This is a genomic window from Streptomyces sp. NBC_01635, assembly GCF_045209715.1.
Taxonomy (GTDB): Bacteria; Actinomycetota; Actinomycetes; order Streptomycetales; family Streptomycetaceae; genus Streptomyces; species Streptomyces hirsutus.
This window is the reverse complement of sequence record NZ_CP109277.1, coordinates 2,824,819-2,837,519: the sequence shown is the minus strand read 5'-3', so window position 1 is coordinate 2,837,519 and position 12,701 is coordinate 2,824,819. Positions and strand designations below refer to the sequence as shown.

At 68.9% G+C, this 12,701-nt stretch carries 11 protein-coding genes; 9 read left to right on the top strand and 2 right to left on the bottom strand.

Annotated features, from left to right (window positions below; all coding sequences use genetic code 11):
• The first annotated feature begins 32 nt into the window (after window positions 1–32).
• On the top strand, window positions 33–1,655 hold the full coding sequence (locus tag OHB56_RS13405; protein ID WP_326752496.1) for an MFS transporter: 1,623 nt from the start codon (window positions 33–35) through the stop codon (window positions 1,653–1,655).
• 256 nt (window positions 1,656–1,911) lie between these two features.
• Entirely contained in the window at window positions 1,912–2,220 is a 309-nt protein-coding gene (locus OHB56_RS13400; protein WP_326752495.1) for a small hydrophobic protein, read from the top strand.
• 145 nt (window positions 2,221–2,365) lie between these two features.
• Here the strand turns inward: OHB56_RS13400 and aceE are convergent, their stop codons facing one another.
• Entirely contained in the window at window positions 2,366–5,113 is a 2,748-nt protein-coding gene (gene aceE / locus OHB56_RS13395; RefSeq protein WP_326752494.1) for a pyruvate dehydrogenase (acetyl-transferring), homodimeric type, read from the bottom strand.
• Window positions 5,114–5,522: 409 nt separating this feature from the next.
• Here aceE and OHB56_RS13390 point away from each other — a divergent pair, with 409 nt between their 5' ends.
• The 6 genes from OHB56_RS13390 (at window position 5,523) to OHB56_RS13365 (ending at window position 10,346) form a co-directional block, all read left to right on the top strand.
• Window positions 5,523–5,960: a DUF3052 domain-containing protein gene (locus OHB56_RS13390; protein ID WP_326752493.1), complete on the top strand. Its 438-nt coding sequence runs from the start codon at window positions 5,523–5,525 to the stop codon at window positions 5,958–5,960.
• Between the two features lie 159 nt (window positions 5,961–6,119).
• Complete coding sequence (locus OHB56_RS13385; protein WP_326752492.1) at window positions 6,120–6,578, top strand: peroxiredoxin; 459 nt, start codon at window positions 6,120–6,122, stop codon at window positions 6,576–6,578.
• 133 nt (window positions 6,579–6,711) lie between these two features.
• Complete coding sequence (locus OHB56_RS13380) at window positions 6,712–7,287, top strand: TerD family protein (protein WP_326752491.1); 576 nt, start codon at window positions 6,712–6,714, stop codon at window positions 7,285–7,287.
• A 323-nt stretch (window positions 7,288–7,610) separates the two neighbouring features.
• Window positions 7,611–8,186 carry a TerD family protein gene (locus OHB56_RS13375; RefSeq protein WP_055595443.1) on the top strand — a complete coding sequence of 192 codons (576 nt, stop codon included), beginning with the start codon at window positions 7,611–7,613 and terminating at the stop codon, window positions 8,184–8,186.
• 75 nt (window positions 8,187–8,261) lie between these two features.
• Window positions 8,262–9,401, top strand: coding sequence for a DUF475 domain-containing protein (locus OHB56_RS13370; RefSeq protein WP_326752490.1), 1,140 nt, complete (start codon window positions 8,262–8,264; stop codon window positions 9,399–9,401).
• Window positions 9,402–9,608: 207 nt separating this feature from the next.
• Window positions 9,609–10,346, top strand: a complete 738-nt coding sequence (locus OHB56_RS13365; protein WP_326752489.1) for a Tellurium resistance — start codon at window positions 9,609–9,611, stop codon at window positions 10,344–10,346.
• Window positions 10,347–10,365: 19 nt separating this feature from the next.
• Here the strand turns inward: OHB56_RS13365 and OHB56_RS13360 are convergent, their stop codons facing one another.
• Complete coding sequence (locus OHB56_RS13360) at window positions 10,366–11,298, bottom strand: TerD family protein (RefSeq protein WP_406353430.1); 933 nt, start codon at window positions 11,296–11,298, stop codon at window positions 10,366–10,368.
• A 219-nt stretch (window positions 11,299–11,517) separates the two neighbouring features.
• On the opposite strand from OHB56_RS13360, the gene OHB56_RS13355 reads away from it, so the two are divergent.
• Window positions 11,518–12,684 carry an HpcH/HpaI aldolase/citrate lyase family protein gene (locus OHB56_RS13355; protein ID WP_326752487.1) on the top strand — a complete coding sequence of 389 codons (1,167 nt, stop codon included), beginning with the start codon at window positions 11,518–11,520 and terminating at the stop codon, window positions 12,682–12,684.
• Window positions 12,685–12,701: the final 17 nt, after the last annotated feature.

Below are 12,701 nucleotides of genomic sequence, written 5' to 3'. Positions count from 1 at the left end.
AACTGTCAGTGACTGTCACTAACCTCGAGCGCATGACTGGTCAGACCACCATCGACGCGACGGGACCCGGGGACAGGACACCTCCGGACGCCTCGTCGGACGCGGCACGCGGCAGAGGGCTGCGCGGCCATCCCTGGCTCACCCTCTTCACCGTCGCCGTCGGCGTCATGATGGTGGCCCTCGACGGCACCATCGTCGCCATCGCCAACCCCGCCATCGCCAGCGACCTCGGCGCCAGTTTCGCCGACGTCCAGTGGATCACCAACGCGTACTTCCTCGCCCTCGCGGTCTCCCTGATCACCGCGGGCAAGCTCGGTGACCGGTTCGGCCACCGGCAGACCTTCCTCATCGGCGTGGTCGGCTTCGCCGCCGCCTCGGGCGCGATCGGCCTGTCCGACAGCATCGCGTCGGTCATCGTCTTCCGTGTCCTGCAAGGTCTGTTCGGCGCGCTGCTGATGCCGGCCGCGCTGGGTCTGCTGCGCGCGACCTTCCCGGCCGAGAAGCTCAACATGGCCATAGGGATCTGGGGCATGGTCATCGGCGCCTCCACCGCCGGCGGCCCGATCCTCGGCGGTGTCCTCGTCGAGCACGTCAGCTGGCAGTCGGTCTTCTGGATCAACGTCCCGGTCGGTGTCCTCGCGGTCGTCCTCGGCGTGTGGATCCTGCTCGACCACCGCGCGGAGAACCGCCCGCACTCCTTCGACATCCCCGGCATCGCTCTGCTGTCCGGCGCGATGTTCTGCCTCGTCTGGGCGCTGATCAAGGCCCCCGAGTGGGGCTGGGGAGACCTCAAGACCTGGGGGTTCATCGCCGTCTCGGTGGTGCTCTTCGTGGTCTTCGCGTTCTGGGAGAGGGGGGTCGAGGAGCCGCTGATCCCGCTGGCGATGTTCCGCTCCGTCCCGCTGTCCGCGGGTGTCGTGCTGATGGTCCTCATGGCCATCTCCTTCATGGGCGGCCTGTTCTTCGTCACCTTCTACCTGCAGAACGTGCACGGCCTGAGCCCGGTCGACGCCGGTCTGCACCTGCTGCCGCTCACCGGCATGATGATCGTCGGCTCCCCGCTGGCCGGCGCGGTGATCACCAAGGTCGGTCCGCGCATCCCGCTGGCCGGCGGCATGGCCTTCACCGCGCTCGCCATGTTCGGCATCTCCACGCTCCAGAAGGACACCGGCAGCGCCTTGATGTCGCTCTGGTTCGCGCTGCTGGGCCTCGGCCTGGCCCCCGTCATGGTCGGCGCCACCGAGGTGATCGTGGGCAACGCGCCGCTGGAGCTCTCCGGTGTCGCCGGCGGTCTGCAGCAGTCCGCCATGCAGGTCGGCGGCAGCCTCGGTACGGCCGTGCTGGGCGCGGTGATGGCCTCCACGGTCGACAGCGGCCTCGCGGACAACTGGGCGGACGCGGGACTCCCGCCGCTCACTCCCGAACAGGCCGAGCAGGCCGCCGAGGCCGTCCAGATCGGTGTGCCCCCGGTGAGCGAGCAGATGCCCCCGGAGATGGTCGCGACGGTCACCGACGTGGCCCACGACACCTTCATCTCCGGCATGAGCACGGCTTCCCTGGTCGCCACCGGAGTCGCCGTAGTGGCGGTGGGCGTCGCCCTCCTCACCAAGCGCGGTGAGAACGCGAAGGCCGGCGCGGGCGTCGGTCACATCTGACCGATCCGGTGACCGGGTTCGCTCATCAGGGTGAACCGATGCGGTGATCCCTCCCGTTGGGAGGGGGCCGCAGGTCACAGTGGGTCAGGTCCTCCGCAGGGCCTGGGGGGTGCGGCTGCGGCGCGCTGCCGGAGGGGGGCGGCGCGCAGGCAGCGGCTCGTCCGCCGCCGCTTCGGGGGCATTCACGCCCCGAGTGGGGGTACCCGCATGTCGAACCCCACTGCAACTCCAACCAACCCCGGGGTTCAGGGAGTTGATGATGGCGAGCTTCGGAGGCAGCACGCGCAGGCACCCCCGCTCACGTGGCCGGACGGGGCTACGGACCGGGCCGGATCGCGCGACGCTCGGAATCATCGGAGCCATCTGCGCGATCGCCGGATTCCTCGTGCTGGGGATCGTCCTCGGCCCGGCGGCGATCGTCTGCGGCTGGCTCGCCATGGGCCGCAGTTGGGGCGGGTCCCGCTCGATCCCGGCGCTGGTCGCCGTGGTGCTGGGCGCCATCGACACGCTGCTGGCGGTCATCTGGCTGGCCGGAGCCACCGGCTCGGGCTACGGAGTGTTCTGACCACCCGGGCGGTCCGGGACCGGACGGAAGACCCCGGTTCCGGACGGACGAGGACCCGGAAAGCGGACAGAAGTCTCCGGAACGGAACGGAAGAAGGGCCTCCGGCGAACGCCGGAGGCCCTTCTTCCTGTGTCGTGCGCCCGCGTCAGGCGTCGCCGCCCGCCGGGCCCGGCTCGGCCGCGGCCACGTCGAGCAGCTGGTAGCGGTCGATGGCCTGCTTCAGCACGGACCGGTCGACGTGCCCCTCGCGGGCCAGCTCCGTCAGCACTCCCACCACGATCGACTGCGCGTCGATGTGGAAGAACCGCCGGGCCGCCCCGCGCGTGTCGGCGAAGCCGAAGCCGTCCGCGCCCAGCGACTGGTACGTCCCCGGCACCCAGCGCGCGATCTGGTCCGGCACCGACCGCATCCAGTCCGACACCGCCAGGACCGGCCCCCGTGCCGAGGACAGCTTCCGGGTGACGTACGGCACCCGCTGCTCCTCCTCCGGACCCAGCAGGTTGTGCCGCTCGCACTCCACGGCCTCGCGCCGCAGCTCGTTCCAGGAGGTCGCCGACCAGACGTCGGCCCGGACGTCCCACTCCTCGGCGAGGATCCGCTGCGCCTCGAGGGCCCAGGGCACCGCGACACCGGACGCGAGGATCTGGGCCGGCAGCGAGCCCGCGGTGCCCTCGCTGAAGCGGTACAGGCCCTTGAGGATGCCCTCCACGTCCACGTTCTCCGGCTCGGCCGGGTGCCGGATGGGCTCGTTGTAGACGGTCAGGTAGTAGAAGACGTCCTCGCCGTGCGGGTGCTGCTCGTCGCTGCCGTACATCCGGCGCAGACCGTCCTGCACGATGTGCGCGATCTCGAACCCGAAGGCCGGGTCGTAGGCCACGCACGCCGGGTTCGTGGACGCCAGCAGCTGCGAGTGGCCGTCCGCGTGCTGGAGGCCCTCACCGGTCAGCGTCGTACGCCCCGCGGTCGCGCCGAGGACGAAACCGCGCGCCAGCTGGTCGCCCATCTGCCAGAACTGGTCGCCGGTGCGCTGGAAACCGAACATCGAGTAGAAGACGTACACCGGGATCAACGGCTCGCCGTGCGTGGCGTACGCCGAGCCGGCCGCGATCAGCGAGGCCGTGCAGCCGGCCTCGGAGATGCCGTCGTGCAGCATCTGCCCGTTCGGCGCCTCCTTGTACGCGAGCAGCAGCTCGCGGTCCACGGACTCGTACTGCTGCCCGAGCGGGTTGTAGATCTTCGCGCTCGGGAAGAAGGAGTCCATGCCGAACGTGCGGTACTCGTCCGGCGCGATCAGCACGAACCGCTTGCCGATCTCCTTGTCCCGCAAGAGATCCTTGAGGAGGCGGACAAAGGCCATGGTCGTCGCGATGGACTGCTGACCCGAACCCTTCTTCACGTTCGCGTACGTCTTGTCGCCGGGCAGCACGAGCGGCTCGGAGCGCACGACGCGGGTCGGTACGTATCCGCCGCAGGACTTGCGGCGGTCGTGCATGTACTGGATCTCCTCCGAGTCCCGGCCCGGGTGGTAGTACGGCGGCAGGCCGGACTCCAGCTCCTTGTCGGAGATCGGCAGGTGCAGCCGGTCGCGGAAGCCCTTGAGGTCGTCGACCGTCAGCTTCTTCATCTGGTGCGTGGCGTTGCGGCCCTCGAAGTTCGGGCCGAGCGTCCAGCCCTTGACCGTCTTGGCGAGGATCACCGTCGGCTGGCCCTTGTGGTCCAGGGCTGCTTTGTACGCCGCATAGATCTTCCGGTGGTCGTGACCGCCGCGGCCCAGGTACAGGATCTGGTCGTCGGTCATGCCCTCGACCATGGCGCGCAGCCGGTGGTCGTCGCCGAAGAAGTGGTCGCGGATGTACGCCCCGGACTCGGTGGCGTACGTCTGGTACTGGCCGTCCGGCGTGGTGTTCATCCGGTTGACCAGGACGCCGTCCCGGTCCTGGGCGAGCAGCGGGTCCCAGGAGCGGTCCCAGACCAGCTTGATCACGTTCCAGCCGGCGCCCCGGAAGACCGACTCCAGCTCCTGGATGATCTTGCCGTTGCCGCGCACCGGCCCGTCCAGGCGCTGCAGGTTGCAGTTGACGACGAAGGTCAGGTTGTCGAGGTTCTCGCGGGCCGCGAGCGTCAGCTGGCCCAGCGACTCCGGCTCGTCCATCTCGCCGTCGCCGAGGAACGCCCACACGTGCGACTTCGAGGTGTCGGCGATGCCGCGCGCCTGCATGTAGCGGTTCATCCGGGCCTGGTAGATCGCGCTGATCGGGCCCAGGCCCATCGACACGGTCGGGAACTCCCAGAAGTCCGGCATCGACCGCGGGTGCGGGTACGACGACAGCGCTTCGGGCGCCTTCGACTTCTCCTGCCGGAAACCGTCCAGCTGCCGCTCGCTCAGCCGGTCCAGCAGGTACGCCCGCGCGTAGATGCCCGGCGAGGCGTGGCCCTGGAAGAAGACCTGGTCGCCGCCGTCGCCCTCGTCCTTGCCGCGGAAGAAGTGGTTGAAGCCCACGTCGTAGAGCGACGCCGAGGAGGCGAAGGTGGCGATGTGGCCGCCGACGCCGATCCCGGGCCGCTGGGCGCGCGAGACCATCACCGCCGCGTTCCAGCGGGTCGCGTTGAGGATCTTGCGTTCGATCTCCTCGTTGCCCGGGAAGAACGGCTCCGCGCGGGTGGGGATCGTGTTCACGTAGTCCGTGCTGCGCATCTCGGGCACGGCCACGCGCCGTTCGCGGGCCCGCTCGATCAGGCGCAGCATCAGGTAGCGGGCCCGGTCCCGGCCGCGTTCGTCGACGGCGGCGTCGAGGGAGTCGAGCCACTCCTTGGTTTCCTCGGGGTCGAAGTCAGGAACCTGACTCGGAAGGCCACCAATGATGATCGGGTTGCGATCGGATGCGGAAGCCACGCTGTTCCTTACCTGTCGAAGGGCCGTGAGGAGGCCGCTGCTTCACTGATGCAGCCGGGTCTGCGTGATCCCCATCGTCCACCCCGGGGCCGCACACGTCATCTCTACCAATAGGTAACCCGCACCCGACACCGGTACGGTGGCGTACGGAGCGAATCTCGGATTCATGCGAGTCTCGTACCCGTATACAGTTCCCAAACGCCCATTCGGGGCACAAGGGTGTGGTGTGAGTCACTGTGGACCAGGATGATGTGCCTGGAGTTGCGGTGTCCCGGCCAGGATCGTCACCGTTTAGGCGGTCCGGGCGGCCGGGTACTTGCGCGATCCGCCCCGCCCGTGTGGACTACGGCCAACGCCGCGCGCCTGCGCGTGGCTGAGATATTCCCAAACCATGATCAGGAGGCAACCCGTGAGCGCGACCGCGGACCACGCGGAGGAGCGGACGAACCCTGCCGCCAGGCTGGGGTTCCAGCCCGGGCAGGTGGTCCAGGAGATCGGCTACGACGACGACGTCGACCAGGAGCTCCGCGAGGCCATCGAGGGCGTCATCGAGAGCGACCTTGTCGACGAGGACTACGACGACGTGGCTGACGCCGTTGTGCTGTGGTTCCGCGACGACGACGGCGACCTGACGGATGCGCTGGTGGACGCCGGCACGTACATCGAGGAAGGCGGGGCGATTCTGCTCCTCACGCCCAAGACCGGCCGTTCGGGATACGTCGAGCCGAGTGACATCTCGGAAGCCGCCACCACAGCCGGCCTGACCGCCGCCAAGGGCGTCAGCGTCGGCAAGGACTGGAGCGGCAGCCGACTGGCCACGCCCAAGGCAGCCAAGTCCCGGAGGTAACCACCACGGCGGCGGCCCGCTCCCGCGGCCGGCCGTTTCCCGCTGTGTACCGGACGGGCTGACCAGTTCAGCCCGTCCGGACCATCGTCGTACCTCTTGCGTAGGGTGTTCCCAGGGAACAGACCGGGCACAGCACCCCCCGAAGGGACGATTCAGGCGATGGCGATCCAGGTCGGCGAACACGCCCCCGACTTCGAACTCAGGGACAACCACGGCGCGCCCGTCCGGCTGTCCGACCACCGCGGCCGTCAGAACGTGGTGCTCGTCTTCTACCCCTTTGCCTTTACCAGCGTGTGCAGCGACGAGCTGCGCGCCCTGCGCGACGGCCCGGCCCGCCTCGCCGACCGCGACACGCGGCTGATCGCCGTCTCCACCGACTCCATCCACACCCTGCGCGTCTTCGCCGAGCAGGAGCGCCTGGAGTACCCCCTGCTGTCCGACTTCTGGCCGCACGGGGACGTCGCGCGCGCCTACGGCGTCTTCGACGAGAACAAGGGCTGCGCCGTACGGGGGACCTTCGTCATCGACCGGGAGGGCCTCGTACGGTGGACTGTCGTCAACGCGCTGCCCGACGCACGCGATCTGAACGACTACGTCGAGGCGCTCGACATGCTGTGAGCACGCCCGACGGCGGTGATTCTTCGGTCCCGGGACCTGCGGTGGCCGGGAACCCGTCACTAGGATCGAATCGTTGATCCGACATCCGACGCACGACAGGGGCTTCCCGCCCCCGGACATCAAGGGAGGACTCGTGGGAGTCAGCCTCAGCAAGGGCGGCAACGTATCGCTGACCAAGGAGGCGCCGGGCCTGACCGCGGTCATCGTCGGACTGGGGTGGGACGTCCGCACCACGACCGGCACCGACTTCGACCTGGACGCCAGTGCGCTGCTGGCGAACAACACGGGCAAGGTCAGCAGCGACGCCAACTTCGTCTTCTTCAACAACCTCAAGAGCCCCGACGGCTCGGTCGAGCACACCGGCGACAACCTCACCGGTGAGGGCGAGGGCGACGACGAGCAGATCAAGGTCAACCTGGTGGGCGTCCCCGCCGAGATCGAGAAGATCGTCTTCCCGGTGTCGATCTACGACGCCGAGAACCGCCAGCAGTCCTTCGGCCAGGTGCGCAACGCGTTCATCCGCGTCATCAACCAGGCCGGCGGCGCCGAGATCGCCCGCTACGACCTGTCCGAGGACGCCTCCACCGAGACCGCCATGGTTTTCGGTGAGCTGTACCGGCACGGCGCCGAGTGGAAGTTCCGGGCCATCGGCCAGGGCTACGCCTCCGGTCTGCGCGGCATCGCCCAGGACTTCGGCGTGAACGTCTGAGACGTTCGTGCTCCGGGCGCCGACGCCCGGGTCCGGCCGTCTCGCACGGCTGTTCCGTCCGGCGCCGCACGGTTTACGTGCGGCGCCGGACGCGCAGGACCATCTGAGGAACATCACGGGCCTGTCTCCGGGTTCGTCCCGGCTCCAGGAGACGGCACCTGACAAAGCTCCGGTGAGCGGGGGCTGGTGCGTGCAGCTGCACGGCGGAGGAGGGAGTCATGGCGGAGCCGTGGCGACCGACGACAACGCGGCAGATGTGCGTGCCGGGCCTCGCGTCCCCGGGAGGAACCGAAAGACAGGCCCCAAGGGGAGGGACCAGCATCATGGGCGTCACGCTCGCCAAGGGAGGAAACGTCTCCCTGTCCAAGGCCGCACCGAACCTCACGCAGGTGTTGATCGGGCTCGGCTGGGACGCGCGCTCCACCACCGGAGCCCCCTTCGACCTCGACGCCAGCGCACTGATGTGCAGCGGCGGCCGGGTCATGGGGGACGAGTGGTTCATCTTCTACAACCAGCTCCACAGCCCGGACGGCTCGGTGGAGCACACCGGCGACAACCTCACGGGTGAGGGCGACGGCGACGACGAGTCCCTGCTGGTCGACCTCTCCAAGGTGCCGGACCGGTGCGACAAGATTATTTTTCCGGTCTCCATCCACCTGGCCGACGACCGCGGTCAGGCTTTCGGCCAGGTCAGCAATGCTTTTATCCGGGTCGTCAATCAAGCGGACGGACAGGAACTCGCCCGCTACGACCTCTCGGAGGACGCCTCCACGGAAACCGCGATGATCTTCGGTGAGCTCTACCGCTATCAGGGCGAGTGGAAGTTCAGGGCGGTGGGGCAGGGGTACGCGTCCGGGCTGCGGGGCATCGCTCTAGACTTCGGAGTCAACGTTTCGTAAAGCCGACTACGGCAGCGGGGAGAGTCTCCTCCGGAGAGCGTCCGGAGGAGCCCCCAACACACGATGGGGTAGCCAGTGGTTCTGAAAACCTTCGGCTGGTCGTTCGCGGTCACCGCGCTCGGTCTGGTCGCAGCGATCCTCTTCGGGGGGTGGACCGCCTTCGGCATCGTGGCGATCCTCTCGATCCTCGAAATCTCGCTGTCTTTCGACAACGCGGTGGTCAACGCCGGAATCCTGAAGAAGATGAATGCCTTCTGGCAGAAGATCTTCCTCACCATCGGCATCCTGATCGCCGTCTTCGGTATGCGACTGGTCTTCCCCGTCGTGATCGTCGCCATCAGCGCCTCGCTCGGACCCATCGAGGCGGTCGATCTCGCCCTCACCGACAAGGACCGCTACCAGGAACTGGTCACCGACGCCCACCCGTCGATCGCCGCCTTCGGTGGCATGTTCCTGCTGATGATCTTCCTGGACTTCATCTTCGAGGACCGGGACATCAAGTGGCTGACCTGGATCGAGCGCCCGCTGTCCAAGCTCGGCAAGGTCGACATGCTGTCGGCCTGCATCGCGCTGATCGTCCTGCTGATCGCCTCCCTCACGGTCGGGGCCAACGCCCATCAGCACGGCGGCCTGCACGTGGACAAGGCGGAAACCGTCCTCCTCGCCGGTATCGGCGGTCTGATCACCTACATGATCGTGGGCGGGCTCTCCGGCTACTTCGAGAACCGGCTCGAGGAGCAGGAGGAACACGAGCACGAGGAGGAGGAGAAGGCCGCGCGGGCCGGCAAGCCCAAGACGGCCCTCGCCATCGGCGGCAAGGCCGCGTTCTTCATGTTCCTCTACCTCGAGGTCCTGGACGCGTCCTTCTCCTTCGACGGCGTGATCGGCGCCTTCGCCATCACCAACGACATCGTGCTGATGGCCCTGGGCCTCGGTATCGGCGCCATGTACGTCCGTTCGCTGACGGTCTACCTGGTCCGCCAGGGCACCCTCGACGAGTACGTCTTCCTGGAGCACGGCGCGCACTACGCGATCGGCGCCCTCGCCGCGCTCCTGCTCATCACGATCCAGTACGAGGTCAACGAGATCATCACCGGTCTCATCGGTGTCTTCCTGATCGGCCTGTCCTTCTGGTCCTCCGTGCGCCGTAACAAGGCCCACGCGGCGGCCGAGGGCGGCACGGGAGAGAAGACCGAGGTCTCCTCCGGGGTGTGACAGCCCTCCGGGTGAGGAACGCTCTGTTCGGGGCGGCCGTCGAGGACCAGTCCTCGGGGCCGCCCCGACGGCCGTCCGGAGCCCGCACGGGCACCGGACGAGCCCGTGGGGGCGGGCGGGGACGGCGGGGGCGCCCACAGGGCGCAGGACAGCAGGAGCAGCGGGACAGCGGGGCAGCGGGGTTCTACGAGTGGACTTGGGGCGGGAATGGGCTTCCTGGACGGACTGCGGCGCGGAAACGACAGCGCCTTCGACTCGGGCAACGCGGCGACCAACGCCATCGAGCTGACGAAACGGTATGCGCAGGTGTCCCTGACCAAACAGGGCGCGGCCACCGGAAACCTGCGGGTCAATCTGAGCTGGCGGATGCGGACCTCCGACCTGGGCGGCTCCCAGCGGGAGAGCCTGCTGCGCCACCCCTTCAGGGCGCTCAAGCCCCCGGAGGTCATCGCCCACAGCCAGAGCATGGTCAACGTCGACCTGGACCTCGGCTGCCTGTACGAGCTCCAGGACGGCACCAAGGGCGTGGTCCAGCCGCTCGGCGGCTTCCTCGGCGACGTCAACGGGCCGCCGTACGTCAAGCTCAGCGGCGACGACCGGTTCGGTTCCGGTTCCGGGGAGACGCTCTACGTCAACCTGGACCAGCGCGAGAACATCAAACGCCTGCTGGTCTTCGTGTACATCTACGACCAGACGCCCGCCTTCGACCGGACCCAGGCCATGGTCACGCTCTACCCCGGCAACGGTCCGCGGATCGAGATAAGCCTGGACGAACGCCACCCGCAGGCCCGCTCCTGCGCGGTGGTGATGATCGAGAACGTCAAGGAGGAGATCATCGTTCACCGCGAGGTGAAGTTCGTCTACGGCTTCCAGGGAGAGCTGGACCGCCTCTACGGCTGGGGCCTGCAGTGGGGGCGGGGCTTCAAGTCGAAGACCGGGCGGTGACCGGGCTCCCTGAGAAGCCCTACCGTCCGATGAACTGCGGCCCCTGCGGGGGCAGGCGGAAGTCGGGGTCGGGGGCGTGGGCGGCCGGGGGCGGATAGCCGTAGCCGGACGGGGCCGCCGCGGTGGCGGGCGCGGGGGACGCCTGCGGGTACCCGTAGGCGGGCCGGCCGGCCGGCTGCGGGTAGCCGTAGGCCGGCTGTGTGGCCGGCGGCTGCTGGGGCGGGTAGCCGTACGCGGGCTGCGCCGGAACCCCCGGCGACTGCTCGGGAGGCAGCGGGCCGGACAGATCGGCCGTGACGGGGGCGTGCGCCTGGGTCGGCGCCTCGGAGGGGACCGGGGGAGCGGGAGGGACCGGGGGCACGGGCAGGGCGGCGTCGGTGCCGGCGGCCACAGGCTCCTGTGCGGCCTCCGACTCGTCCACCGAGATCCCGAAGTCCGTCGCCAGGCCCTTCAGCCCGTTCGAATAGCCCTCGCCGAGCGCCCGGAACTTCCAGCCGTCCCCGCGCCGGTACAGCTCACCGCAGATCAGCGCGGTCTCCCGGCCCGTCTCCGGCGTGACGTCGAAGTACGCCAGCGCCTCCGCGTCCGGGGCCTGCGCGTCGTACAGCAGGATGCGCAGCGTGTCCACGGTGTCGAAGGCGACGCCGTCCGCCGACGCCACCAGCAGAATCCGTCCGACACCCTCCTCGACCCCGCCGAGATCTGTCTGGATCGTGTCGGTCAGGCTCTCGGCGACGCGCTTCTTGCCCAGCCGCCACACCTTGCCGGAGGGGTGCCGGGGCTGGTTGTAGAAGACGAAGTCCTCGTCCGACCGGACCCGGTCGTCGAGCCCGAGGAGCAGAGCGGACGCGTCCACGTCGGGTACCCCCTGGCCGGGCGACCAGCGCAGGACTGCGCGTACCGTGGTGGTCCGGAGCGGGACGTTCGACCCTTTCAGCATGGCGTGCGTCATGCGGTCATCCTGCCCTCTCCGTCCTGGTCACGACAATGCGGGGTGCCGGTGCGCACCGACGCCGCCCGGCACCGACATGACCGGGTCACCCGAAGTTCACGCCTGGCGGGAACCGCCGACATCGATACGTACGTACTATTACCGGCCACCTTCCGACATTCCACAGTCATTCCTCAGCCAGTCGTTCCTCAGCATGCCCAACGGTCCCGGGGGAGTTCAATGCATCATTTCGGACAGATCACCCCTGCGGTGCGGAAACGTCTCTTCCACCGGGAGCCGGGCCTGTTCACGGCCGAGTCGCCCGCCCGTCTGCTCTCCATGGCCCTCGGCGCCACGCTGTACAGCCCCGCGACCCGCCCCCGCCTCGCCGACGACATCGTCAAGCAGGCCGGGAACGGCGTGGTCTCGATGGTGCTGTGCCTCGAGGACTCCATAGGCGACGGCGACGTGGCCGCCGGCGAGGAGAACCTCGTGGCCCAGTTCGCCGACCTGGCCGGCCGGCCGGGGGCCGATCTGCCGCTGCTGTTCATCCGGGTCCGCACCCCCGAGCAGATACCCGACCTCGTCCGGCGCCTCGGCCCCGCCATCGGGCTGCTGTCCGGGTTCGTCCTGCCGAAGTTCACCGAGGAACGCGGCATGCCCTTCCTCGAGGCCCTCACCGTGGCCGAGGCCACCGCCGGCCACCGCCTCTTCGCGATGCCGGTGCTGGAGTCGCCGGAGCTGCTCTACCGCGAGAGCCGTGTGGAGACCCTCGAAGGCATCCTCCGCGCGGTCGACAAGTACCGCGACCGGGTCCTCGCCCTGCGCCTCGGCGTGACCGACTTCTGCTCCCCGTACGGGCTGCGCCGCGGGCCCGACATGACGGCCTACGACCTCCAGATCGTCGCCTCCGTGATCGCCGACGTGGTGAACATGCTGGCCCGGGTCGACGGCACCGGATTCACCGTGACCGGGCCGGTCTGGGAGTACTTCCGGGTCCAGGAGCGCATGTTCAAGCCGCAGCTGCGGCAGAGCCCGTTCCTCGAGGTACAGGCCGTGGAGCTGCGCCAGTCACTGATCGAGCACGCCATGGACGGCCTGCTGCGGGAGATCTCCCTGGACCGGGCCAACGGACTGCAGGGCAAGACCTGCATCCACCCCTCCCACGTCCTGCCCGTGCACGCGCTGTCCGTCGTCAGCCACGAGGAGTACAGCGACGCCCAGGACATCCTGCGGCCGGAACGCGGCGGCGGCGGTGTCATGAGGTCGGCGTACACGAACAAGATGAACGAGGTGAAGCCGCACCGCGCCTGGGCCGAGCGGACCGTGCTGCGCGCCGAGGTGTTCGGCGTCGCGAACGAGGACATCGGGTTCGTGGAGCTGCTCGCGGCCGGCCTGGCCAAGTGACCCGACCGCCCCGACCG